At 57.0% G+C, this 25,430-nt stretch carries 23 protein-coding genes; 8 read left to right on the top strand and 15 right to left on the bottom strand.

Annotation, left to right across the window (positions count from 1 at the left end):
• Positions 1-142 precede the first annotated feature (142 nt).
• From trpS to LLF79_RS19585, 12 genes are all read right to left on the bottom strand, one after another.
• On the bottom strand, positions 143-1,147 hold the full coding sequence (gene trpS / locus LLF79_RS19640; protein ID WP_024907925.1) for a tryptophan--tRNA ligase: 1,005 nt from the start codon (positions 1,145-1,147) through the stop codon (positions 143-145).
• Positions 1,140-1,901, bottom strand: coding sequence for a phosphoglycolate phosphatase (gene gph, locus LLF79_RS19635; RefSeq protein WP_023326223.1), 762 nt, complete (start codon positions 1,899-1,901; stop codon positions 1,140-1,142). Before gph ends, trpS begins: the two co-directional genes overlap by 8 nt.
• Entirely contained in the window at positions 1,894-2,571 is a 678-nt protein-coding gene (gene rpe / locus LLF79_RS19630; protein ID WP_008503032.1) for a ribulose-phosphate 3-epimerase, read from the bottom strand. The genes gph and rpe overlap by 8 nt, the downstream gene beginning before the upstream one ends.
• A gap of 41 nt (positions 2,572-2,612) precedes the next feature.
• Positions 2,613-3,425: an adenine-specific DNA-methyltransferase gene (gene dam / locus LLF79_RS19625; protein ID WP_008503033.1), complete on the bottom strand. Its 813-nt coding sequence runs from the start codon at positions 3,423-3,425 to the stop codon at positions 2,613-2,615.
• A 67-nt stretch (positions 3,426-3,492) separates the two neighbouring features.
• Positions 3,493-4,794 (bottom strand): cell division protein DamX, encoded by a 1,302-nt coding sequence (gene damX, locus LLF79_RS19620; RefSeq protein ID WP_227880235.1) that lies wholly within the window; start codon positions 4,792-4,794, stop codon positions 3,493-3,495.
• Positions 4,795-4,886: 92 nt separating this feature from the next.
• The gene (gene aroB / locus LLF79_RS19615) at positions 4,887-5,975 is read right to left on the bottom strand and encodes a 3-dehydroquinate synthase (RefSeq protein ID WP_063453065.1); all 1,089 of its coding nucleotides are present in this window, start codon (positions 5,973-5,975) and stop codon (positions 4,887-4,889) included.
• Positions 5,976-6,032: 57 nt separating this feature from the next.
• Positions 6,033-6,554 (bottom strand): shikimate kinase AroK, encoded by a 522-nt coding sequence (aroK, locus tag LLF79_RS19610; protein ID WP_003861630.1) that lies wholly within the window; start codon positions 6,552-6,554, stop codon positions 6,033-6,035.
• A 286-nt stretch (positions 6,555-6,840) separates the two neighbouring features.
• On the bottom strand, positions 6,841-8,079 hold the full coding sequence (gene hofQ, locus LLF79_RS19605; protein ID WP_227880230.1) for a DNA uptake porin HofQ: 1,239 nt from the start codon (positions 8,077-8,079) through the stop codon (positions 6,841-6,843).
• A complete protein-coding gene (locus tag LLF79_RS19600) occupies positions 7,991-8,395 on the bottom strand; it encodes a HofP DNA utilization family protein (protein WP_032664745.1) in 405 nt (134 codons plus the stop codon). The genes hofQ and LLF79_RS19600 overlap by 89 nt, the downstream gene beginning before the upstream one ends.
• On the bottom strand, positions 8,385-8,840 hold the full coding sequence (locus tag LLF79_RS19595; RefSeq protein ID WP_219283368.1) for a HofO: 456 nt from the start codon (positions 8,838-8,840) through the stop codon (positions 8,385-8,387). The genes LLF79_RS19600 and LLF79_RS19595 overlap by 11 nt, the downstream gene beginning before the upstream one ends.
• 3 nt (positions 8,841-8,843) lie before the next feature.
• A complete protein-coding gene (locus tag LLF79_RS19590) occupies positions 8,844-9,338 on the bottom strand; it encodes a PilN domain-containing protein (protein ID WP_045353572.1) in 495 nt (164 codons plus the stop codon).
• Positions 9,335-10,111, bottom strand: coding sequence for a hypothetical protein (locus LLF79_RS19585; RefSeq protein WP_045353573.1), 777 nt, complete (start codon positions 10,109-10,111; stop codon positions 9,335-9,337). Before LLF79_RS19585 ends, LLF79_RS19590 begins: the two co-directional genes overlap by 4 nt.
• A 120-nt stretch (positions 10,112-10,231) precedes the next feature.
• Between LLF79_RS19585 and mrcA the strand changes: the two genes are divergently transcribed.
• Positions 10,232-12,784: a peptidoglycan glycosyltransferase/peptidoglycan DD-transpeptidase MrcA gene (gene mrcA / locus LLF79_RS19580; RefSeq protein WP_008503040.1), complete on the top strand. Its 2,553-nt coding sequence runs from the start codon at positions 10,232-10,234 to the stop codon at positions 12,782-12,784.
• 79 nt (positions 12,785-12,863) lie between these two features.
• On the opposite strand, the gene nudE is transcribed toward mrcA, so the two are convergent.
• On the bottom strand, positions 12,864-13,424 hold the full coding sequence (gene nudE, locus LLF79_RS19575; protein ID WP_008503041.1) for an ADP compounds hydrolase NudE: 561 nt from the start codon (positions 13,422-13,424) through the stop codon (positions 12,864-12,866).
• Positions 13,425-13,748: 324 nt separating this feature from the next.
• Here nudE and LLF79_RS19570 point away from each other — a divergent pair, with 324 nt between their 5' ends.
• From LLF79_RS19570 to pckA, 5 genes are all read left to right on the top strand, one after another.
• Positions 13,749-15,884, top strand: a complete 2,136-nt coding sequence (locus LLF79_RS19570; protein WP_227880227.1) for an intracellular growth attenuator family protein — start codon at positions 13,749-13,751, stop codon at positions 15,882-15,884.
• A 67-nt stretch (positions 15,885-15,951) separates the two neighbouring features.
• Positions 15,952-16,635, top strand: coding sequence for a GMP/IMP nucleotidase (yrfG, locus tag LLF79_RS19565; protein ID WP_032653737.1), 684 nt, complete (start codon positions 15,952-15,954; stop codon positions 16,633-16,635).
• Positions 16,632-17,033, top strand: a complete 402-nt coding sequence (gene hslR / locus LLF79_RS19560; protein WP_008503044.1) for a ribosome-associated heat shock protein Hsp15 — start codon at positions 16,632-16,634, stop codon at positions 17,031-17,033. Before yrfG ends, hslR begins: the two co-directional genes overlap by 4 nt.
• 18 nt (positions 17,034-17,051) lie before the next feature.
• Positions 17,052-17,936: an Hsp33 family molecular chaperone HslO gene (gene hslO, locus LLF79_RS19555; protein ID WP_161958630.1), complete on the top strand. Its 885-nt coding sequence runs from the start codon at positions 17,052-17,054 to the stop codon at positions 17,934-17,936.
• Positions 17,937-18,289: 353 nt separating this feature from the next.
• Complete coding sequence (pckA, locus tag LLF79_RS19550; protein WP_021242192.1) at positions 18,290-19,909, top strand: phosphoenolpyruvate carboxykinase (ATP); 1,620 nt, start codon at positions 18,290-18,292, stop codon at positions 19,907-19,909.
• A 66-nt stretch (positions 19,910-19,975) separates the two neighbouring features.
• Here the strand turns inward: pckA and envZ are convergent, their stop codons facing one another.
• Positions 19,976-21,322: a two-component system sensor histidine kinase EnvZ gene (gene envZ / locus LLF79_RS19545; RefSeq protein ID WP_227880225.1), complete on the bottom strand. Its 1,347-nt coding sequence runs from the start codon at positions 21,320-21,322 to the stop codon at positions 19,976-19,978.
• Positions 21,319-22,038: a two-component system response regulator OmpR gene (gene ompR / locus LLF79_RS19540; RefSeq protein ID WP_001157751.1), complete on the bottom strand. Its 720-nt coding sequence runs from the start codon at positions 22,036-22,038 to the stop codon at positions 21,319-21,321. The genes envZ and ompR overlap by 4 nt, the downstream gene beginning before the upstream one ends.
• 228 nt (positions 22,039-22,266) lie before the next feature.
• On the opposite strand from ompR, the gene greB reads away from it, so the two are divergent.
• Both greB and LLF79_RS19530 read left to right on the top strand, forming a co-directional pair.
• The gene (greB, locus tag LLF79_RS19535) at positions 22,267-22,740 is read left to right on the top strand and encodes a transcription elongation factor GreB (RefSeq protein WP_008503048.1); all 474 of its coding nucleotides are present in this window, start codon (positions 22,267-22,269) and stop codon (positions 22,738-22,740) included.
• An 88-nt stretch (positions 22,741-22,828) separates the two neighbouring features.
• Positions 22,829-25,159: a Tex family protein gene (locus LLF79_RS19530; RefSeq protein WP_227880221.1), complete on the top strand. Its 2,331-nt coding sequence runs from the start codon at positions 22,829-22,831 to the stop codon at positions 25,157-25,159.
• Positions 25,160-25,430: the final 271 nt, after the last annotated feature.

Below are 25,430 nucleotides of genomic sequence, written 5' to 3'. Positions count from 1 at the left end.
CGTTTTACAGGCATAAAAAAACCGGGATATCCCGGTTTTTTAGTTTTGGAGAGTGTGTTTTTTGTCGGGTGGCGCTGACGCTTACCCGACCTACACGGTCCCGTAGGCCGGGTAAGGCGAAGCCGCCACCCGGCACAGCGGCTTAAGGTTTCGCCACAAACCCAATCGCTTCATACACCGCTTTCAGGGTTTCGGACGCGCGCGCGCTGGCTTTTTCCGCGCCCTCTTTCATCACTTTCTGCAGGAACGCTTCGTCGTTACGGTAGCGGTGATAACGCTCCTGCAGCTCGGTAAGCATGCCGGAAACGGCATCTGCCACTTCGCCTTTCAGGTGGCCGTACATCTTGCCTTCGAAGTGTTTTTCCAGCTCTGGGATGCTCTGGCCGGTGACGCCGGAGAGGATATCCAGCAGGTTGGAGACGCCCGCTTTGTTCTGCACGTCGTAGCGCACGACTGGCGGCTCGTCGGAATCGGTCACCGCGCGCTTGAGTTTTTTCACCACCGATTTCGGATCTTCCAGCAGGCCGATAACGTTGTTGCGGTTATCGTCAGACTTGGACATCTTCTTGGTCGGCTCCAGCAGCGACATTACGCGTGCGCCGGACTTCGGAATAAATGGCTCTGGTACTTTAAACACATCGCCGTAGATCGCGTTAAAGCGCTGGGCGATATCGCGGCTCAGCTCCAGGTGCTGCTTCTGGTCTTCGCCCACAGGGACCTGGTTTGTCTGATACAGCAGAATGTCTGCCGCCATCAGCACCGGATAGTCAAACAGGCCGGCGTTGATGTTTTCAGAGTAGCGCGCGGACTTATCCTTGAACTGCGTCATGCGGCTCAGCTCGCCGAAATAGGTGTAGCAGTTCAGCGCCCAGCCCAGCTGCGCGTGCTCCGGCACGTGAGACTGAACGAAGATGGTGCTCTTCTCTGGATCAATACCGCAGGCCAGATACAGCGCCAGGGTGTCCAGCGTGGCTTTGCGCAGCTTCTCAGGATCCTGACGGGCGGTAATCGCATGGAGATCGACGATGCAGTAAATGCAATGGTAGTCATCCTGCATGCTGACCCACTGACGTAACGCGCCCATGTAGTTACCAATGGTCAATTCACCTGAAGGCTGTGCGCCACTAAAAACGATGGGCTTAGTCATTGTTCAATTCCTGATGTTCACTGTGCGAAAGCCCGAGTGCGGGCAACAAATCTTTGAAGTGGTCGAAAACGACGTCCGGCTCACTCAGCGTGATGGCTTCACCGTAGTTGTAGCCATAGGTTAACCCCACGGAAGGACACCCGGCCGCGCGGGCAGCCAGAATATCATTGCGGGAATCGCCGACAAAGAGCAGCTCCGCAGGCGTTAAGGATAATTTTCCTGCCACCAGCAGCAGCGGTTCCGGATGGGGCTTTTTGTTTTGCACATCGTCGCCGCCCACAATCACGGAGAAATACTTCGCGATATTGAGCGCTTCCAGCAGCGGTGCGACAAACGGCGTGGGTTTGTTGGTCACCAGACCCAGCGGGATGCCCTTCGCGTGCAGCGCGCTCAGCGTTTCCTGAACGTCCGGGAACAGGAAGCTGCCCTCCTCGACGGTCTCTTCATAGAAACGATCGAACAGTTTGCGCAAAATACGCAGCTGCTCTTCCTGCGGGATATCCGCGTGATCGACGCTCGGTTTACCCTGGGCGGAACGCTGCGACGCACGCTCCTGACGCGCCCACGTCAACGCGCGCGCCATCAGAACATCGGCGCCGTTGCCAATCCACGTGACGACGCGCTCTTCACCCGCAACGGGGAGTTCAAGTGCATACAGCGCCTGGTCGACGGCGCTCGTTAAGCCCGGCGCGCTGTCAACCAGCGTGCCGTCGAGGTCGAATGCCACCCCCCGAATAGCCTGTAATTTATCCATGACTTACCTTCGCCAGCTCGCGGCGCATTTCATCAATGACTTTTTTGTAATCCGGTTGGTCGAAAATGGCAGAACCGGCAACGAACATATCCGCGCCTGCCGCCGCAATTTCACCAATGTTATTCACTTTCACGCCGCCGTCTACTTCCAGACGAATGTCGTAGCCTGACTCGTCGATACGACGGCGGACTTCACGCAGCTTATCCAGCGTGTGAGGAATGAATGACTGGCCGCCAAAACCGGGGTTAACGGACATCAGCAGGATCACGTCCAGCTTGTCCATGACATAGTCGAGATAGCTCAGCGGCGTGGCCGGGTTAAACACCAGACCCGCTTTACAGCCGTTCTCTTTGATCAGCTGCAGCGTGCGATCCACATGTTCAGAGGCTTCCGGATGGAAGGTGATGATGCTGGCACCCGCCGCGGCGAAGTCAGGCACGATGCGATCAACCGGTTTCACCATCAGGTGAACGTCGATCGGGGCGGTAATGCCATAGTTACGCAGCGCCTTGAGCACCATCGGACCGATGGTCAGGTTAGGAACGTAGTGGTTATCCATCACGTCGAAATGGACGACATCCGCGCCAGCCGCCAGTGCGTTGGCGGTATCTTCACCCAGGCGGGCAAAATCGGCCGACAGAATTGAGGGAGCAATCAAAAACTGTTTCATCCGCTTCTCCTTGAAATGTGTTTACCGGCGGGCAAAACGGCTCAGGGGCGATAAAGAGCCAGGAGTTCGTCCACCTTTTTACGTGTGCCGCCGTTGCTGCTAATGCTACGCCGCACCTTAACCTGAAAATGCTTCGCGGCTTTGTACCATTCGCGCGTATCAGGCGTGTCGTGATTCGAAATTAACACCGGAATTCTTTTGCTGACCAGCTTTTCCGCCATCTCCGCCAGACGCGCCTGCTCGGCAGGGCTGAAGCTGTTGGTGTGGTAGGCGGTGAAGTTCGCCGTCGCAGACAGCGGCGCGTATGGCGGGTCACAGTAAACCACCGAATTAACGCCTGCCAGTTCCATACACTCTTCATAGGAGAGGCAATGAAACTCCGCGTTCTGCGCTTTTTCAGCAAAGTGATAAAGCTCGTCCTGTGGGAAATACGGGCGCTTGTAGCGACCAAACGGCACGTTAAATTCCCCGCGCAGGTTATACCGGCACAGGCCGTTGTAACCATGACGATTGAGATAGAGGAACAGCAGGGCTCTGCGGAACGGATCCTGGCTCTGGTTAAACTCCGCGCGGAACTGGTAGTAAACGTCCGGGTTATTGTTCTCGGGCGTAAACAGCTTGCGCGCCTCTGCGACATACTCATCGGTACGGAGCTTAACGATGTTATAGAGGCTGATAAGGTCGCTGTTGATATCCGCCAGGATATAACGAGAAAAATCGGTGTTGAGGAACACCGATCCCGCACCCACGAAAGGTTCGATAAGACACTCGCCTTCAGGCAGGTGCTTTTTAATATCATCGAGCAGGGGGTATTTCCCCCCTGCCCATTTCAGAAAAGCGCGATTTTTTTTCATGCTGACTAACTGATTACACCTTCTCCGGCTGTGGAGAAAGCTCCGACAGCATCCTGCGCTTTAAACATTACTTCAGATCGGCCTGAACCTGATGAATCGGCTTCGCCCATGGGTTCTTCGCCTGAACGTCAGCTGGCAGCGCCGCTACGGCACGTTTTGCTTCATCTTTTGACGAATAAACACCGCTCACCAGCACATACCACGGCTGACCGTTACGGGTCGTCTGATAAACAACATAGTTTTTCAGATTTGATTTCTTCGCCCAGCTGTTGAGGTTGTCGTAGTTAGACGAACTGCTCAGCTGCAGCGTGTAGTTGCTGGAAGGCGCAGACTTCAGCGAACCGACGTTACCTGCCGTTTTACCTGCCGCGCTGCTGGATGCGGTTGCCGTCGCGGCTGGTGCCGCTGTGGCAGCCGGTGCCGTGGTGGTCGCCGTGGCTTTCGGCGCAGTCTGCGTGACGGGCGCTTTAGCAGGCTCGCTCACCGCAGCCGTTTCCGTGCGTTTCGGCTGGGTCGGTACGGCTTTCACTTCAGGCGTTTTTACCACTGCCTGAGGTTTGGTTTCACGCTTAGGCTCAATCACTGCCTGCTTACGCTCAGGACGTGTTGTAGTCTGCGTCTGGTGCGGTTTGGTTTCCGTCGCGGCCGTTTGCGGCTGAGCGTTACCGCCGCGAATCGGGGCAACGGTTGCAGGTTCAGTTGGCAGCGTAGAGTTAACCACGACGTTATCAACCTGCTGCTGGTTCTGCGGCTGCGTCAGCGCATTGTTCAGGTCTCCCTGAACTTCCACACGCTGCTGACCTTCTGGCGCAACAGGTGCCTGACCCTGAGCTGGGGTTGAAGAAACGGGCGGCAGAGAAACATCCTGCGGCGCTGTGGTGTTACCGGCGGTCTGCTCTGCGGAAGTAGCACCCGGCGCTGGCTGTGCGCCATTCGCCTGATTGGACGCATCGTTACCGGAAAGGTTGATGCTCTTCTCAGCGGAAGCCGTTTGCTCGGTTGAGTTCGTTGACGGTGCTTTAAGCGCGGAGCCAATGCCGACAATCAGCAGCACAAGCACCAGAACGCCAAGGCCCATCATAATGTACTGGCGGGACGCCGGTTTTGGCGCAGCGGCTTTTTTACGTTTACGCGGGCGACGCTCTACAGGCTGTTCGTCCATTGAATCTTCTTCGGACTCATAATCCTCTTCTGCTCGCTCTTCGTGCGCGCTGCGGCTGCGCGAAGGGCGACGATCGTCTGCATCCAGATCAACATCGTCAAAGTTGATCTGCGGCTCGTTATCACGTTCTGAAGATTGACGAGAACGACCAGTACGACGATCGCTGGGATCGGGTTTCAGCTCGTCTTCTGGTTTGAATTCATCCATTTAACACCCCACTCAAAGGCTTATGCCAACGACTTTGCATTTCACCTGAAGCTAAACGACCACCTGCGACAGTGGCCTGACCTTTCTAGTTGTTACGCCTGCTGACAGTCAGCGATAGCGCCAAGAACGACATCGTGCGGCACTCCGCCGCGCACTTCACTCTTCCCTATTGCAAGCGGGAGTACAAGACGCATCTCACCTGCCAATACTTTTTTATCGCGCATCATGTGGGGTAAATACGCTTGCGCCGACATCTCCTGCGGCCCGTTCACCGGCAAACCTGCACGCTCAAGCAGCGCAATGATACGTGCCGTCTCTTCCGGTTTGAACTGCCCAAGGCGTTCAGAGGTGCGGGCAGCCATCACCATGCCGGCCGCGACGGCTTCACCGTGCAGCCAGTTGCCGTAACCCATTTCGGCTTCAATCGCGTGACCAAACGTATGCCCAAGATTCAGTAAAGCACGTAAGCCCGTTTCACGCTCGTCTGCGGCAACAACTTCTGCTTTCAGCTCACAGCAACGACGAATACAGTATGCCAGTTTTGCCTCATCGAGGCCCAGCAGCGCATCCATATTCTCTACAAGCCAGTTAAAGAACTCGCCGTCCAGAATAATGCCGTATTTGATCACTTCCGCCAGACCCGAAGCCAGCTCGCGCTTGGGCAGGGTTTTCAGACAGTCGAGATCCACCACCACCGATGCGGGCTGGTAGAACGCGCCAATCATGTTTTTGCCGAGCGGATGGTTCACTGCCGTTTTACCACCGACAGAGGAGTCGACCTGGGACAGCAACGTGGTTGGGATTTGAATAAAGCGGACACCACGCTGATAGCTTGCGGCCGCAAAGCCGGTCAGATCGCCCACAACACCGCCGCCCAGGGCAAGCAGTGTTGTATCGCGACCATGCGGTTTTTGCAGCAATGCGGTAAAGACGGTATCCAGTACCGTCAGGCTTTTATACTGCTCGCCATCGGGGAGAATCACACTGTCGACTTTTACGCCCGCCTGCTCAAGCAGGTGGCGTACGCGGTCGAGATAAAGCGGAGCCAGCGTCTCGTTGGTGACCAGCATCGCCTGATCACCCGCTTTCAGTGGTAAAAAGGAAGCTGGGTCGTTAAACAAACCAGCCGCGATGGTGATAGGGTAACTACGTTCCCCGAGAGTAACTGTAATCCTCTCCATGACGCGACATCCACCTTTAATGCTTTTACCCGCAGGCGAGTGTATATAAAGCCAGAATCAGTTGCTTTCCAGCATATGAATAATCTGGTTTGCAACCACTTTAGCGCTCTGGTCGTCGGTACGAATGGTCACATCGGCAATCTCTTCATACAGCGGATTGCGTTCATCGGCCAACGCTTCCAGAACTTCGCGTGGTGGCGTTTCAACCTGCAGCAGCGGGCGCTTTTTATCGCGCTGCGTACGTGCCAGCTGTTTCTCAATGGTCGTCTCAAGATAGACCACTACGCCACGGGCGGAGAGACGGTTGCGGGTTTCGCGAGATTTCACAGAGCCGCCGCCTGTTGCCAGAACGATGCCCTGTTTTTCCGTGAGTTCGTTGATCACTTTTTCTTCTCGGTCACGGAAACCTTCTTCGCCTTCTACGTCGAAAACCCAGCCCACATCAGCTCCGGTTCGTTTCTCAATCTCTTGATCAGAATCGTAAAATTCCATATTGAGTTGTTGAGCTAACTGACGCCCAATAGTGCTTTTGCCGGCACCCATAGGCCCAACCAGAAAGATATTGCGTTTCTCTGCCATTTTATCGGTACTACTAAGACTATTCGTTAATGGTAATCCCCGCTTCGCAGACACCCGGCGTAGCAGGACATGAACTGAAACCTCATATGCAATAGAGCGAGAGTCAGACTAAAAATTATCTCAATACTCCGGCTTGTTTGGCAACTGATTAAATCACCGCGCTGGGCGCATAAGGTAATAAGACGTAAGTCCAACTCAAATCGGTACTCCTTGTATGCTAATTCATGCCCCACGTCAAACATCTGCAACAAACTGAATGCAAAATCATTGCGGGGATCGTTACCCGTCAGCGAATACCGACCAGACGTGGTGTAATAAACACCACTAATTCACGCCGTTCGTTGTCTTTCCCGTCATGGCGAAAAAGCGACCCAATCCAGGGGATGCTTCCCAGACCGGGTACGCTGTCACTGCCGGTTTTGTTCTTCTGGGAAAATATTCCGCCCAACGCCAGCGTTTCTCCACTTTTTACTTCCACCTGGGTTTCTATCTCCTGCTTGTCGATAGCCAGCGTTTCGCCATCGGCCTGCTGCAGAACCTGTCCCGGCATATTTTCGCTGATGTGTAGTTTCAGGCGCACGCGTCCCCCCGGCAATACCACCGGTGTGACCTCCATTCCGAGTACCGCCTCTTTAAACTCAACGGAGGTGGCGCCGCTTTCCCCGCTTGAGACCTGATACGGGATCTCACTGCCCTGCTTAATGCTGGCAGGTTGCATATGCGAGGCCAACAGCCGCGGGCTGGCGATAATATCGACCTGCTGTTTTTGCTCCAGCGCTGAAAGTTCCAGATCAAGCAACCTGCCGTTAATCCGACCGATATTAAACCCCACGTGGCTGGTGGCGCTGGCAACAGAAAGATCGCTGCCCAGCGTCGTGAGCTGTCCCACCTTGCCCGCGTCGGTAGCGTCGGCGAGATTCCACTTCACCCCCAGCTCGCGCAGGCTTTTTTCGTTGATGGTCACAATATGCGCCGCCAGTTCGACCTGCTCGACGGGAATATCCATCTCGGCGGCCCAGCGCCGCAGCGTATCCACCGCAGCCTGGTTATCCCGAATCAGCAGGCGGTTAGTACGTTTGTCGACGGATAAGCTCCCCTTTGGGCTCAGGAGTTTTTCCGCGGCTTTTTGCAGCTCCCCGGCATCCGCATAAGAAAAGGGAATGCCCTGAGTGACCAGCGGGGCATCAAGCTGTCGACGCGCCTGTTCCTGCTCTGAACGCTCCCGCTGTTCACGCTGCCAGGCCGCGGTATGCACATAAAAAATACCGCCCTCCTCGCGCAAGACGAGTCCGGCGCTGGAGACGACCGTTCGTAACGCCTGCCTCCAGGGGACGCGCGTCAGGTTAAGCGAAAGCGTACCGCTGACATCAGGCGATACCACCAGATTACGGTTCTCCTGTGCGACCAGGGCCTGTAACACCTGGACCACAGGCACGTCATCCACCACCAGCGTGACCGGTTTTGGCGCGGCGGCCCACAGCGGTTGGCTGAACGCCAGCAGCCACAGCATTATCCGTAAATTCATTTTTGTCCGTTCCTTCTCGTTGCCACGTCCATTTTCCCGGGTCACAGGTGTCACCCACATCAACCGCCAGCTCCGCTGCATTGACGGCGGTTATCCTCCAGCCAGCCGGGAAGCGCTCATGCATTTTCAGCCGGTGCCAGCGCTTTTCCCCATCCTGTAAAATGCCGATAGTCTCCTGCCCTTCCACCAGGCCGCGAAAGCGCCACTGCGCCAGCTCGCCAATGGCGCAAGGATCGTCCGGGGGACGAAACGGATCGCGCATACCGGTCAATAGCAGCACTGAGCAAACCAGCAAACATCGCGCGCTATTTCGCATGTTCCAGCTCCAGCTGCAGGCGTAACGCCGTACCTTGTGGCGCAATCGCGAAAGCGGCGATCTGCACATCCTGCTGTGCCAGACGGGAAAAAAGTTCCGGAATGGCCTGCCACTCCGTATCCAGCGTCAGTTCCCCTCCATTCTGCAGCGGCTTCCAGTGAACCAGCGTCGTCTCATCGTTCTGAAAATCGAGCGGGGAGAATGGCGTCAGCGCCCGTGCCTTTGCAGCGTCCGGAAGAAACGGCCCCTTTCTGACAACAGGCCATAACGATGCATTAGTGCTTACATTCTCAATCAGCTGGCGTTGTTGTTCAGCACACTGCCTGTCTACCGGTCTGAGCAACGCCCCCCACGCGACCAGCCCTGCCAGGAGACTCCCCAGGCACCAGCAGAGTACCCGATGCCAGGGACGGCTTTCGCACCAGCGTTCTAACAAGGTATTCACGCGTTACCCCTCACTTTTGAGATGAAGCGTAAACATCCAGTGCCCCCGGCTATCCTGACGAAGCTCGCCCGGCGTCCCGGGCGTAAAGCCCGCGAGTTGTCCCAGCCCATCGCGCAGGGCAGAGAGGGCCGGCAGGGTGATGGCGTAACCGGTCAAAATCAGCGCAGGCGGCTGATAGCGCAGCTCTGTCAGCCAGACCTGTGAAGGAATGGCGCGGGAAAGGGAGGCCAGCACCGGTTGCCATGCGCGTCGTTGCCTGGTTTGCACGGGGAGCTGCGCCTGTGCGGCCAGTTTTTGCCGGGCGACAAGCGTGTGCTGCACGGACTGCATTCCCGTCAGATCCGTTTGCAGCGCGCGCAGTTTCACGAACTGGTTCATCCGCAGACAAACAATGACTACGAACATTAACAGTACTGTGCCGATACACATTGCGCCCCAGAAGCGCAGGCATCGCGCGCGCCGCTGCTGTCGCCAGGGCAGAAAATTCAGGATGCTCATCCGGGCACCTCGCTCATGGCCAACGCCAGCGCGACGGTATAATCAGCCCCGCATTCCGGCAGCGGAGCATGGCAGCGTTCCAGGATTTCCCACGGATCACGTTGGCAATCAAACAGCGCGATGTCATCCGGACCAAGCGCCAGCAGCGCCGCCAGCTCGGCCACGTTTTCTGCTTCGGTAGTTAAGCGGCGTCCCCACTGGTGGCGCATCGCCCAGAGCCACTGCCGATCGTCCCGCCAGGCAACGCACTGCGCTGGCGCCACTGCGGAAAGAAGATTCGTCAGCGCGCTGGCATCCGGGGTAATGGTCACCAGCCGCAAACGCAGCGTTTTCGCCAGCGCCAGAAGGGTATCGATCTCGTTGTTTTGTGCGGCCGTCACGTGAAAGGTATTGCTGAAGGTATCCTGCGCGTAATCGAAACAGAGGGTATCGGCAGACATCTCCAGTTCGCGGGCGAGCGCGCTACCCAGCCATGAGAGCTGCTCGCTGTCGCGCAGCGCAACGGTCGGGCGGGGAAGCGACCGCTGCAGGGTACGTGCTGCCGGGAAAGAGAGGAACACCCGATGGGCGTGCGGCAGCGTTTTTCGCCAGTCGCGCAACGCATCAACCAGCTGTTCTGGCTGGCAAATTTTGCCGTCACGAATGATGCCTTCGCCCAGCGGGATTGCCCACCAGCGCCGCAGACGCCTGCCGGACTTATCCCGGTCCAGCGCCACGATCAGCACCCTATCCTGTTGAATATGAACGCCCGTTTGCCATGTTTTGAAGGCCATGCTTCACGATCTCCTTATCGCCCGTCGCCCTGACGGCTATATCAATGAATCAGGCTTGCCTTTATACTACCGCGCGATTGTTTAGAAACTGCCCAAGTGAAACCAAATGGGAAATCTCCGGTGAAGTTCGTAAAGTATTTATTCATCCTTGCAGTCTGTTGCATTCTGCTGGGAGCAGGCTCGATTTACGGTTTGTACAAATATATTGAGCCACAGCTACCTGATGTCGCCACGCTTCGCGATGTGCGTCTCCAGATCCCGATGCAGGTCTATAGCGCCGATGGCGAGCTCATGGCGCAGTATGGCGAGAAGCGTCGTATCCCGCTGACCTTAAACCAAATTCCACCCGTGATGGTGAAAGCCTTTATCGCCACGGAGGACAGCCGTTTTTACGAGCACCACGGTGTCGATCCGGTGGGGATTTTCCGTGCCGCGAGCATTGCGTTGTTCTCTGGTCACGCCTCTCAGGGGGCGAGTACCATTACGCAGCAGCTGGCGCGTAACTTCTTCCTCAGCCCTGAAAAGACGCTGACCCGTAAGATCAAAGAGGTGTTCCTGGCGATCCGTATTGAGCAGCTGCTGAGCAAAGATGAGATCCTTGAGCTGTACCTCAATAAAATCTACCTGGGCTACCGTGCCTATGGCGTGGGGGCGGCCGCGCAGGTGTACTTCGGTAAGCCTGTGGAGCAACTCACCTTAAGCGAAATGGCCACCATCGCCGGTCTGCCAAAAGCGCCGTCCACGTTTAACCCGCTCTACTCGCTCGATCGCGCCACCGCGCGTCGTAACGTCGTCCTGTCACGTATGCTGAGCGAAGGCTATATCAGCCAGAGCGAGTACGACCAGGCGCGCAACGACGTCATTGACGCTAACTACCACGCCCCGGAGATCGCCTTCTCTGCGCCTTACCTGACCGAAATGGTTCGCCAGGAGATGGTGAACCGTTATGGCGACAAGGCCTATGAAGATGGCTATCGCGTGTACACCACCGTCACCCGTAAAGTGCAGCAGGCGGCGCAGGACGCGGTGCGCAACAACGTGATGGACTACGATATGCGTCACGGCTATCGCGGCCCGTCAAACGTGCTCTGGAAGGTGGGCGAAAGCGCGTGGGACAGCAAAAAAATCATCAGTACGCTGAGAGCACTGCCTACCTACGGGCCGCTCCTTCCTGCGGTGGTGACGCAGGCCGATCCTCAGGAAGCCGTTGCAACGCTCGCGGACGGTACGTCCGTCTCCCTGCGCATGGACGGTATCCGTTGGGCGCGTCCGTACCGCTCGGATACCCTGCAGGGCGTCACGCCGCGTAAAGTGACCGATGCGGTACAGACCGGGCAGCAAATCTGGGTGCGCAAGGTTGGCGAATCCTGGTGGCTGGCGCAGGTGCCGGACGTCAACTCGGCCCTGGTTTCTATCAATCCGCAGAACGGCGCTGTACTGGCCCTGGTAGGCGGGTTCGATTTCAACCAGAGCAAATTTAACCGTGCCACCCAGGCGCTGCGTCAGGTCGGTTCGAATATCAAACCGTTCCTCTACACGGCCGCGATGGATAAGGGCCTGACCCTCGCCAGCATCCTCAACGACGTGCCAATCTCCCGCTGGGATGCGGGGGCGGGTTCCGACTGGCAGCCGAAAAACTCCCCTGCGGAATATGCCGGCCCGATTCGTCTTCGTCAGGGTCTGGGACAGTCGAAAAACGTGGTGATGGTGCGTGCCATGCGCGCCATGGGGGTCGACTATGCCGCAGAGTATCTGCAGCGCTTCGGTTTCCCGGCGCAGAACATCGTTCGCACCGAGTCGCTGGCGTTAGGCTCAGCCTCCTTTACGCCGCTTCAGGTCGCGCGTGGATACTCGGTGATGGCCAACGGCGGCTTCCTGATTGACCCGTACTTCATCAGCAAGATCGAGAACGATCAGGGCGGCGTGCTGTTCGAGGCGAAGCCGAAAATTGCCTGCCCTGACTGCGATATTCCGGTCATTTATGGCAATACGCCGAAATCTGAAGTACTTGAAAACAAGGACATGGAAGATCCTGCCGTGTCGCAGGAGCAGCAGAACGGCGTGGTGCCGCAGCCGCAGCTCGAGCAGGCGAACCAGGCGCTGGTGGCGCAGACCGGCGCGCAGGAATACGCCCCGCATGTGATCAACACGCCGCTGTCTTTCCTGATCAAAAGCGCGCTGAACACCAACATCTTCGGTGAGCCAGGCTGGCAGGGTACCGGCTGGCGCGCAGGACGCGATCTGCAGCGCCATGATATCGGCGGTAAAACGGGGACAACCAACAGCTCGAAAGACGCGTGGTTCTCCGGTTACGGTCCGGGCGTGGTGACCTCGGTCTGGATCGGCTTCGACGATCACCGCCGCGATTTAGGGCGTACCACGGCCTCCGGCGCAATTAAAGATCAGATTTCCGGCTATGAAGGCGGCGCGAAGAGCGCGCAGCCAGCCTGGGACGCCTACATGAAGGCCGTTCTTGAAGGCGTGCCGGAGCAGCCGCTGACGCCACCGCCAGGCGTGGTGACGGTCAATATCGACCGCAGCACGGGCCAGCTCGCCAACGGCGGTAATAGTCGCGAGGAGTATTTCATCGAGGGCACACAGCCAACCACACAGGCGGTGCATGAGGTGGGTACAGAGATTATCGATAACGGCGAAACGCACGAGCTGTTCTAAATGTAAAAATGCCCGGTAAAAACCGGGCAATACAGCGTAGGCCGGGTCAGGCGAAGCCGCCACCCGGCTTTTTTATGGCCTACAGTCGCCCCTGCCCCTTCAGCCACTCCCGTACCAGGAACAGCGCGCTCACGTTGCGAGCCTCATTAAAGTCAGGGTCTTCCAGGAGGTCCATCAGATGCGCCAGCGGCCAGCGAACCTGCGGCAGCGGCTCCGGCTCATCCCCTTCCAGCGATTCAGGATAGAGATCTTCAGCCACCACGATATTCATTTTGCTGGAAAAATAGGACGGCGCCATGCTCAGTTTTTTCAGGAATGAAAGCTCATTCGCCCCGAACCCCACCTCTTCTTTCAGCTCGCGGTTTGCCGCTTCAAAGACGGTTTCGCCCGGGTCGATCAGCCCTTTCGAGAACCCAAGCTCGTAAGATTCCGTTCCCACAGCGTATTCGCGGATCAAAATCAGATGATCGTCGACAATCGGCACAATCATCACCGCTTCGCGCGACGAGGGGCGCATACGTTCATAAACGCGACGCACACCGTTGCTGAACTCCAGATCCACACTTTCGACATTAAACAGGCGCGATTTGGCGACTGTTTCAACATTCAGAATGGTGGGTTTTTGTAGTGGTTTGCTCATCGTGATGGGTCTTAGCAGTGAGAACTGGCGTTATTGTGCGATACGCCGCACGGTTTCGGCAATGTCAATCGTTCTTTATTTACATTTATGCAACGTAGCAGGGATCAATCCTCAATTCAAAACAAATGTCAAGAGGTTGAAATGTTTCCAGGAATTTGCTGATATCGCGCCATAACAGGCTTTGCTATCATCACCGGTCACTGGGATGCGCTTCAGAATGCTCAAGTTCGACTCCATACTTGCCGATAGCCAGCCACAGACTCTCATTCAATGTAAAGGTGCTACTGACTACACCTGTAAGAAGATAAGTAAGATGGGGAAAGCATGAGCACCATTTTGATTGTTCTCGCTGCTATGCTGGCCAGCGCATTGGTTGCAGGGTGGTTGTACAGGCGCCGCATACAGCGCCGTTATCGCCTGCCTTTTTTAACTGCATTTGCGGGCGCGACCACGCGTAAACTCACGCAAGACGAGCGCGATGCGGTTGAAAACTATCTCGAAATCCTGAACCGTACTCAGCTCACGCCTGGGCCAACGGGTGCCACCGCTGCGCCCGTGGCGTTAAAGCTTAATGCGCAGAGTGATACCGTGCTCTGCGTGACGCGATCCATCACGCGCTACGGCATCACGACTGATGACCCCAACAAGTGGCGCTATTACCTTGATTCCGTCGAAGTGCATCTCCCTCCGTCCTGGGAGCAATACATTAATGACGAAAACAGCGTTGAGCTGATTCACACCGATTCATTGCCTCTGGTTATCTCGCTTAACGGCCACACGCTGAATGAATATCTTCAGGAAGCCCCGCGTTTTGCGCTGGAGCGCGCCAGTTCGACGCAGGCTTCTATTCGTGGCGAAGAGACAGAGCAGATTGAACTGCTGAACATTCGTCAGGAGACGCATGAAGAGTACGCCCTGAGCCGCCCGGACGGCATTCGTGAAGCCCTGCTGATCGTCGCCGCCTTCCTGCTCTTTTTTTTCTGCCTGCTGACGCCGGATGTGTTTGTCCCCTGGCTGGCGGGCGGTGCGGTGCTGCTGCTGGCGGGCGGGCTTTGGGGGCTCTTTGCTCCACCGGCCAAAACCTCGTTGCGCGAGATCCACTGCCTGCGCGGGACGCCAAAGCGCTGGGGTCTGTTCGGTGAAAACGATCAGGAACACCTCAACAATATCTCGCTCGGGATTATTGATCTGATTTACCCGCGCCACTGGCAACCGTGGATCGCGCAGGATTTAGGCCAGAAAACCGATATTGATATCTACCTTGACCGCCACGTCGTGCGTCAGGGACGCTTCTTATCCCTGCATGATGAAGTGAAAAATTTCCCGCTTCAGCACTGGCTTCGCAGCACGGTCATTGCCGGGGGCGCGGCGCTGGTCTTAGTCATGCTGCTGCTTTTCGTACCGCTGGATATGCCCATCAAATTCACCCTGTCGTGGATCAAAGGGGCGCAAACCATTGAAGCGACCAGCGTCAACAAGCTGGATGAAGCCGGTGTGCGCGTGGGGGACACGCTGCGCCTGAAGGGAACCGGGATGTGTAATATTCACACGCCGGGGGCATGGAACACGCGTCAGAACTCGCCGTTCATGCCTTTCGATTGCTCGCAAATTATCTGGAACGACGCACCGCCGCTGCCGCTGCCGGAATCAGAAGTGGTGAATAAAGCCACGGCGCTTACCCAGACGGTTAACCGCCAGCTGCACCCGAAACCGGACGATGATTCACGCGTTAGTCCCGCACTGCGTTCGGCCATTCAAAAATCAGGCATGGTTCTGCTGGATGATTTTGGTGACATCGTTCTGAAAACGCAGGATCTCTGTTCTTCGCAGGATGAGTGCATACGTCTTAAAAATGCCCTGGTCAACCTGGGGAACAGTAAAGACTGGGACTCGCTGGTAAAGCGCGCCGAAGCGGGACGACTGGATGGCGTCAACGTGCTGCTGCGTCCGGTGAGTGCTGAATCGCTGGATAACCTGGTCGCCACCTCCACATCACCGTTTATGATGCGCGAAACCACCCGGGCGGCTCAGGCGCTGAACAGCCCGGCACCGGGAGGCTTTGTGATTGCAAGCGATGAAGGCAGCGACCTGGTCGATCAGCCTTACCCGCAGGTGGCGCTTTATGACTACCCGGCGCAGGAGCAGTGGAGCCAGTTCCAGCGCCTGGCGCAGATGCTGATGCAAACGCCGTTCAGCGCAGAAGGGATTGTCACGAGTGTTTATACCGACGCCAACGGCACTCGCCATATCGGCCTGCACCGGATGCCGGATAGCGCAGGTTTATGGCGCTACATCGGTACCTCTCTGCTGATGACCGCGATGCTGATCGCCATTTTCTGGAACGGCTTTATGGCCCTGCGACGCTACCAGCGCTCGCGCACCCGGCTTGCAGAGATCCAGCAATATTATGAAAATTGCCTCAATCCTAAGCTGATCCCCTCCTCTGAGAGCCTGATCTGATAACGTCGTTGCGCGACAAGATGTGCTACCCTGTCGCGCACGTTTCTTCTGGCTGGAGTTCCCCCCTATGCATCTTGATATCGACTGGCAGCAGGTCGACACCGTTCTGCTGGATATGGACGGCACGCTGCTCGATCTCGCCTTTGATAACTATTTCTGGCAAACGCTGGTGCCGGAAACCTATGGCGAGCAGCAGGGAATCTCCCCGGCAGAAGCGCAGGCATTCATTCGTTCGCAATATAGCGCCGTGCAACATACGCTAAACTGGTACTGTCTGGACTACTGGAGCGAGCGCCTCGGTCTGGATATTTGTGCCATGACCACCGCCCAGGGTCCACGCGCCATACTGCGCGAGGATACGGTTCCGTTCCTGGATGCGCTGAAAGCCAGCGGCAAACGCCGTATTTTGCTGACCAATGCGCATCCCCATAACCTGGCCGTGAAGCTAGAGCATACGGGTCTGGCATCACACCTTGATTTATTACTTTCCACCCACACATTTGGTTATCCGAAAGAGGATCAGCGGTTATGGCATGCGGTGAAGGAAGAGACGGGCTTGCAGCCGGAACGTACGCTGTTCATTGACGACAGCGAGCCCATTCTGGATTCCGCGGCAAGGTTTGGCATTCGCTATTGTCTGGGCGTCACCAATCCTGACTCTGGCCTGGCTGAAAAAAGCTATCTGCGCCACCCGGGACTGAACGACTACCGCCAGATGATCCCCTCACTGACCGTGAAGGAGAGGCCATGAAAGAAAAACCCTCTGACGGGGTAAGACTGGATAAATGGCTGTGGGCGGCGCGTTTTTATAAAACGCGCGCCCTTGCCCGCGAGATGATTGACGGCGGAAAGGTGCATTACAACGGCCAGCGCAGCAAACCAAGCAAGCTGGTTGAGCTGAATGCCACCTTAACGCTGCGTCAGGGCAACGATGAACGTACGGTAGTGATTAAAGCCATTACCGAACAACGACGGCCCGCCCCGGAAGCCGTCCTGCTTTATGAAGAGACGGCGGAAAGCATTGAAAAGCGCGAGAAGACCGCGCTGGCGCGCAAAATGAATGCGCTGACCATGCCCCACCCGGACCGGCGACCGGATAAAAAAGAGCGCCGCGATCTGATGAAATTTAAACACGGTGAGAGCGAGTAACCCTCACCCGCACGAGAGATGAAAATGGCCCAACACGACCAATTACACCGCTATCTGTTTGAACAATTCGCCGTGCGCGGCGAGCTGGTCACCGTATCCGAAACCTGGAAACAGATTCTGGAAAACCACAACTACCCGCTGCCGGTGAAGACCCTGTTGGGCGAACTGCTGGTTGCCACCAGCCTGCTGACCGCAACGCTGAAGTTTGCCGGCGATATCACCGTGCAGCTGCAGGGTGACGGCCCAATGTCGCTGGCGGTGATCAACGGCAATAACCAGCAGCAGATGCGCGGCGTGGCGCGCGTTCAGGGCGACGTGCCTGAAAATGCTGACCTCAAAACGCTGGTAGGTAATGGCTACCTGGTGATCACCATCTCCCCGGAGGAAGGTGAACGCTATCAGGGCGTGGTCGGCCTGGAAGGCGATACCCTGGCAGCCTGCCTGGAAGATTACTTCATGCGTTCTGAACAGCTGCCGACGCGTCTCTTCATCCGCACCGGTGAAGTGGACGGCCAGCCAGCTGCTGGCGGGATGCTGCTGCAGGTTCTGCCTGCGCAGGACGCGCAGACCAATGATTTTGAGCACCTGGCGACGCTGACCGAAACCATCAAGGCGGAAGAGCTGTTCAACCTGTCGGCGACCGACGTGCTGTGGCGTCTGTACCACGAAGAAGAAGTGACCGTCTACGACCCGCAGTCCGTGGAGTTTAAGTGCACCTGCTCCCGCGAGCGCTGCGCTGGCGCACTGAAAACCCTGCCGGATGAAGAGATCGACAGCATCATGGCGGAAGACGGCGAAATTGATATGCACTGTGACTACTGCGGTACGCACTATGTGTTCAATTCGATGGATATCGCTGAGATCCGCAACAACGCCTCCCCGGCGGATCCGCAGGTTCACTAAACCTCTTTCCCCTCACCCTCTTCCGTTTGGGAAGAGGGCTGGGTTGAGGGGTAAAAAACACCCCCCAAGCTGAATCGTTTTCCCAATGTAACTCTTACGTAATTTTCTTACGTGTATGCGATTACATTCACATTCTTTCCGATAAAATCACCAGCCTTTAACCTTTTCGGAACATTTTCCCCAACAAAAAAGCGATTCCTGCGATAATCCGCCTGCGCTGTGACTGGAGTCGCAGCGTTTTCCGTTAGTAAGGGTTTTGTCCAGATGCGTGAATCTATGAGCCCCGTCGCGGTAAACAACCTCAGAAAAACCCTACAATTTCAGGCAGTACATATTGGCTAAGGAGCAGTGATATGCGTGTTACTGGTTTAACCCCGCAAGATCTCAAGGCTTATGGTATTCACGACGTCCAGGAAGTCGTCTACAACCCCGACTACGATACGCTGTATCAGGAAGAGCTCAATCCAGCACTGGAAGGATACGAGCGCGGTGTGTTGACGAATCTTGGTGCTATCGCCGTCGATACCGGTATTTTTACCGGTCGTTCGCCGAAAGATAAGTATATCGTCCGAGACGAAACCACCCGCGATACGCTGTGGTGGGCTGACAAGGGCAAAGGGAAGAACGACAACAAACCGCTCTCTCCGGAAACCTGGCAGCACCTGAAAGGGCTCGTCACCCATCAACTTTCCGGCAAGCGTTTGTTTATTGTCGACGCTTTCTGCGGCGCTAACGCCGACACCCGTCTCTCCGTACGTTTTATAACCGAAGTGGCCTGGCAGGCGCATTTCGTGAAAAACATGTTTATTCGTCCAACCGACGAAGAGCTGCAGGACTTCACCCCTGATTTCATCGTGATGAACGGCGCGAAATGCACCAACCCACAGTGGAAAGAGCAGGGTCTGAACTCCGAAAACTTTGTTGCCTTCAACCTGACCGAGCGTATCCAGCTGATCGGCGGTACCTGGTACGGCGGCGAAATGAAGAAAGGGATGTTCTCGGTCATGAACTACCTGCTGCCGCTGCGGGGCATCGCCTCCATGCACTGCTCGGCTAACGTCGGTGAAAAAGGCGACGTGGCGGTATTCTTCGGCCTGTCCGGCACCGGGAAAACCACCCTGTCTACCGATCCAAAACGTCGTCTGATTGGTGATGACGAACACGGCTGGGATGACGACGGCGTATTCAACTTTGAAGGCGGCTGCTACGCGAAGACCATTCGCCTGTCTGAAGAGGCCGAGCCGGATATCTTCCACGCGATCCGTCGCGATGCGCTGCTGGAAAACGTCACCGTGCGTGCCGACGGCTCCATCGACTTCGACGATGCGTCGAAAACGGAAAACACCCGCGTCTCTTATCCGATCTACCACATCGACAACATCGTGAAGCCGGTGTCAAAAGCGGGTCATGCCACGAAGGTTATTTTCCTGACGGCGGATGCGTTCGGCGTGTTGCCGCCGGTGTCTCGCCTGACGGCCAGCCAGACGCAGTACCACTTCCTCTCCGGTTTCACCGCCAAGCTGGCGGGTACCGAGCGCGGCGTGACGGAGCCAACCCCAACCTTCTCCGCCTGTTTCGGCGCAGCCTTCCTGTCGCTGCACCCGACGCAGTACGCTGAAGTGCTGGTGAAACGCATGCAGGCATCCGGCGCGCAGGCATACCTGGTGAACACCGGCTGGAACGGTACCGGCAAACGTATCTCCATCAAAGATACCCGCGCCATTATCGACGCTATTCTGGATGGTTCTCTGGACGACGCCGAAACCTTCACGCTGCCGATGTTTGACCTGGCGATCCCAACGTCGCTGCCGGGTGTGGATACGCATATCCTCGACCCGCGCAATACGTACGGTTCGCCTGAACAGTGGCGCGAGAAAGCGGAATCGCTGGCGAAGCTGTTTATCGAGAACTTCGAGAAGTATACCGATACCCCGGCAGGTGCTGCGCTGGTGAGCGCGGGTCCAAAACTGTAGTCCATGTCGGGTGGCGGCTTCGCCTTACCCGACCTGCAAAAAAGGGTGGCTCGTGCCACCCTTTTTTCAACTCTCTTTCACCTGCCCCCGCGTGACCGGAACCGGCAACCAGGCGCGAATGCTCAACCCGCCCCGCTCGCTGGTACCAATCTCCAGCAACCCGTTATGGTTATCCACAATACGCTGCACAATCGCCAGGCCTAAGCCCGTACCGCTGGTGCTGCGTGCGCTGTCGCCGCGCACAAACGGCTGGAACAGATGCTTACGCTGCTCGGGCTTGATGCCCGGACCGTCGTCTTCCACCTGGAACCAGGCGCGGTTGAGCTCAGACCCGCTGCTGACCTTAATCCAGCCGTTACCGTAGCGCGCCGCGTTGACCACCATGTTCGCCACCGCGCGCTTAATGGAGAGCGGGTGCATACGAACCTGAATTTCACCGGCCTGAAGGTCAGTATCAATTTCACGCTCGTAGCCGCTTTCTGCCGCCACCACTTCACCCAGCACCGCGTTCAGGTCCGCCATTTCCATCGGCATCTCCTGGCCGGTGCGCAGGTAGTCGATGAACTGCTCGATGATGGCGTTGCACTCTTCGATGTCCTTGTTGATGGACTCGGCAAGGTAACCATCCTCTTCCCCCATCATCTCCGTCGCCAGACGAATACGCGTCAGGGGGGTGCGCAGGTCATGGCTCACCCCCGCCATCAGCAGCGTACGGTCATCCGCCAGCTGCTTCACGCCTGCCGCCATATGGTTAAACGCACGCGTCACCGAGCGGACTTCCGAGGCGCCATACTCGCGCAGCGGAGGTGGAATAATGCCTTTACCGACCTGCAGCGCAGCGTGCTCCAGGTCGACCAGCGGTCGGTTTTGTATTCGGATAAACAGCCAGGCTCCGCCTATCGCCAGCAGTATAATCGCCAGGGTATAGCGGAACAGCGGCGAGAAATCGCCCTGATGGATTTCGGTCAGCGGGACGCGCACCCAGATGTTGGGTGACAGCCAGGTTTTCAGCCAGACAACGGGCGAGCTTTTGTTGACCTCGACGCGCACTTCCGTCGGGCCACCCAGCTGCTGCGCCATCTGCTGGCTGAGGAATTCATAGTGCTGCGCCCAGCGCAGACCCGCGTCTTCCGCCGCTTCATTCGAGTAGAGCGAGATGCCCAGTTCACGGTAGATTTCACGACGAAACGCCGGGGGAACAACCAGCTGCGTGCCGTCCTCCAGCTGCAGCTTATCGGTCATCAGCATACGCACTTCGTAGGCCAGGACCTTATTAAACTGCTGGAGGCTCGGCAGGATCGCAAAGTTTAGCACCACCAGGTAGGTCGTCACCAGGCTGACGAACAGCAGGGTGACGATCAGTAACAGGGTGCGGGCAAACGAGCTTCGCGGCGAGAAGCGCATTCGCCTCATGCTTTAGAGCCGTCCGGGACGAACACGTAGCCCAGACCCCACACGGTCTGAATATAACGAGGATGCGCCGGATCTTCTTCCACCATGCGGCGCAGACGGGAGATCTGCACGTCGATAGAGCGTTCCATTGCGGAGTATTCGCGACCGCGCGCCAGGTTCATCAGCTTGTCGCGGGAGAGCGGCTCACGCGGGTGGCTGACCAGCGCTTTCAGCACCGCAAACTCGCCGCTGGTGAGCGGCATTGGCTCGTCTTCACGGAACATTTCGCGCGTGCCGAGGTTCAGCTTGAACTTGCCGAAGGCAATAACGGCTTCTTCCTGCGACGGTGCGCCCGGCAGCTCGTTCGCCTGACGGCGCAGCACGGCGCGAATGCGCGCCAGCAGTTCACGCGGGTTAAACGGTTTTGGAATGTAGTCGTCGGCGCCGATTTCGAGGCCCACGATACGGTCAACTTCTTCGCCCTTCGCCGTTACCATAATGATCGGCATCGGGTTGCTCTGGCTGCGCAGACGGCGGCAGATAGAGAGCCCGTCTTCGCCTGGCAGCATCAGGTCGAGAACCATCAGATGGAAAGATTCACGGGTCAACAGACGATCCATTTGCTCAGCGTTCGCGACGCTGCGAACCTGGAAGCCCTGCTCGGTCAGATAACGCTCCAGCAGCGCACGCAGGCGCATGTCGTCATCCACGACCAGAATTTTATAGTTTTCTTGCATTGTGTGTACTCCCAAAGGTTCGGATAGTCTTTGTAACAGCGTATTCTAAAAAAGTGCACGTATTCGACCAGTTAATTCTGGTATAAATTCTAGTCGAAATTGTTACAAAGCATATTTAACAGCAGCTTATCTTTTCATTTCACCACATAAATTATTATTAATCCTGTCTGTTACACTGTGTGGTACGTATTGTGCGCAAAACAGAGAACCGGCAGCAAAGGCAGCACCATGAAAACGCCCCTGATCACCCGCGAAGGGTACGAGAAGCTCAAAAAAGAGATGGATTTCCTCTGGCGCGAAGAGCGTCCTGAGGTGACCAAAAAGGTGACCTGGGCCGCGAGCCTGGGCGATCGCAGCGAAAACGCTGACTACCAGTACAACAAGAAGCGGCTGCGCGAAATTGACCGCCGTGTACGCTATCTGACGAAGTGCCTTGAGAACCTGAAAATCGTCGATTACTCCCCGCAGCAGGAGGGCAAGGTCTTCTTCGGCGCGTGGGTGGAGATTGAAAACGACGACGGTGACACCCTGCGTTTTCGCATCGTCGGCTACGATGAAATTTTTGGTCGTAAGGATTACATCTCCATCGACTCCCCGATGGCCCGCGCGCTGCTGAAAAAGGAAGTGGGCGATCTGGCCGTCGTGCAAACCCCAGCCGGTGAAGCCAGCTGGTACGTTAATGAGATCGTCTACGTAAAATAGTCCGAGAGCGCCCTCCCCGGCTGGCATTTTGCCGTGTCAGCCCGTATAACTATCCCCTGATTTTTTCGACTCAACAGATGATAAAGCCATGATGAAAGATTCGCTCTGCCGCATTATTGCGGGTGAACTTCAGGCCAGAGCCGAACAGGTAGAAGCTGCCGTTCGCCTGCTTGATGAAGGGAACACCGTGCCGTTTATTGCACGCTATCGTAAGGAAGTCACCGGCGGTCTGGACGACACGCAGCTGCGTAACCTGGAGACCCGTCTCGGTTATCTGCGCGAACTGGAAGAACGTCGTCAGGCGATCCTCAAATCTATCGGCGAACAGGGCAAGCTGACCAGCGAGCTGGAAAGCGCCATTAACGGCACCCTGAGCAAAACCGAACTCGAAGACCTCTATCTGCCGTACAAGCCGAAGCGCCGCACGCGCGGACAGATTGCAATTGAAGCGGGTCTTGAGCCGCTGGCCGACCTGTTGTGGAACGAGCCGTCCCACGATCCGGATACCGAAGCGGCGAAATTCATCGACGCCGACAAAGGCGTAGCGGACACCAAAGCCGCCCTCGACGGCGCACGCTACATTCTGATGGAGCGCTTCGCTGAAGATGCCGCCCTCCTCGCTAAAGTGCGTGATTATCTGTGGAAGAACGCCCACATCGTCTCTACCGTCGTCGCGGGTAAAGAGGAAGAAGGCGCGAAATTCCGCGACTACTTCGATCACCACGAACCGATTTCCACCACCCCTTCCCACCGCGCGCTGGCAATGTTCCGCGGCCGCAACGAAGGCGTGCTGCAGCTCTCCCTGAACGCCGACCCGCAGTTTGACGAGCCGCCGAAAGAGAGCCACTGCGAGCAGATCATCATCGACCATCTTGGCCTGCGCCTGAACAACGCCCCGGCTGACAGCTGGCGCAAAGGCGTGGTGAGCTGGACCTGGCGCATCAAGGTGCTGATGCACCTGGAAACCGAGCTGATGGGCACCGTGCGCGAACGCGCCGAAGATGAAGCCATCAACGTCTTCGCCCGCAACCTGCACGACCTGCTGATGGCCGCCCCTGCTGGCCTGCGCGCGACCATGGGTCTCGATCCGGGTCTGCGTACCGGTGTAAAAGTCGCTGTCGTTGACGGCACCGGCAAGCTGGTCGCCACAGACACCATCTATCCGCATACCGGCCAGGCAGCGAAAGCGGCCGTTGTGGTAGCGGCGCTGTGCGAAAAATACAACGTCGAACTTGTCGCCATCGGCAACGGTACGGCGTCCCGCGAAACCGAACGTTTCTACCTCGACGTGCAGAAGCAGTTCCCGAAAGTGACGGCGCAGAAAGTGATCGTCAGCGAGGCCGGGGCGTCCGTCTATTCCGCGTCCGAGCTGGCGGCCCAGGAGTTCCCGGACCTGGACGTTTCCCTGCGCGGTGCGGTCTCGATCGCTCGCCGCCTGCAGGATCCGCTGGCGGAACTGGTGAAGATCGACCCGAAATCGATCGGCGTGGGCCAGTATCAGCATGACGTGAGCCAGACTCAGCTGGCGCGCAAGCTGGATGCGGTGGTGGAAGACTGCGTAAACGCCGTTGGCGTTGACCTGAACACCGCCTCCGTCCCTCTGCTGACCCGCGTAGCGGGCTTAACCCGCATGATGGCGCAAAACATCGTCGCCTGGCGCGATGAGAACGGCCAGTTCCAGAACCGTCAGCAGCTGCTGAAGGTAAGCCGTCTGGGGCCAAAAGCGTTTGAGCAGTGCGCGGGCTTCCTGCGCATCAACCACGGCGATAACCCGCTCGATGCCTCCACCGTTCACCCGGAAGCGTACCCGGTGGTGGAACGCATTCTGGCCGCCACCCAGCAGGCGCTGAAGGATCTCATGGGCGACAGCAGCGCCCTGCGCAACCTGAAAGCCGTTGATTTCACTGACGACAAATTTGGTGTGCCAACCGTTACCGACATTATTAAAGAGCTGGAAAAACCGGGCCGCGATCCGCGTCCTGAGTTCAAAACGGCGAGCTTTGCTGACGGTATCGAGACCATGAACGACCTGCTGCCAGGGATGGTGCTGGAAGGTGCGGTGACCAACGTCACCAACTTTGGCGCGTTTGTGGATATCGGCGTGCATCAGGATGGCCTGGTCCATATCTCATCCCTTGCCGACAAGTTCGTTGAAGACCCGCACACCGTGGTCAAAGCGGGCGACATCGTGAAGGTCAAAGTGCTGGAAGTGGATCTGCAGCGCAAGCGTATCGCCCTGACCATGCGTCTGGACGAGCAGCCGGGTGACACCAGCGCGCGCCGCGGCGGCAACGGCGGGGGCCGCGAGCCGCAGCGTCCGGCCGCGAAAGCCGCGAAGCCGCGTGGACGTGACGCCCAGCCTGCAGGCAACAGCGCGATGATGGATGCGCTGGCGGCCGCGATGGGTAAAAAACGCTAAGGTTGTACATGCCCGGTGGCGCTACGCTTACCGGGCCTACGGTTTTGTAGGCCGGGCAAACGCAGTGCCGCCCGGCAAGCAGGCCGCAGGGAATTAAAATAAATAGCGTGTAGCCATATTTAAACCACGAATTATCACCCCGTTAACAAATACCTCTCTTTTCGTTTTCCCGGCATTTCAGCAAATATTGAGCAAGGTCAAACAGGCCGTAAATTAATACCGTAAACAACATTCCGTCACAGTTTTAATATTGCTGATAAAAACTATTCTC

Source organism: Enterobacter cloacae complex sp. 2021EL-01169, assembly GCF_020733125.1.
In the GTDB taxonomy this organism is placed as follows: domain Bacteria; phylum Pseudomonadota; class Gammaproteobacteria; order Enterobacterales; family Enterobacteriaceae; genus Enterobacter; species Enterobacter roggenkampii.
The sequence above is the reverse complement of the archived record's forward strand: the minus strand, read 5'-3'. Positions and strand labels throughout refer to the sequence as shown.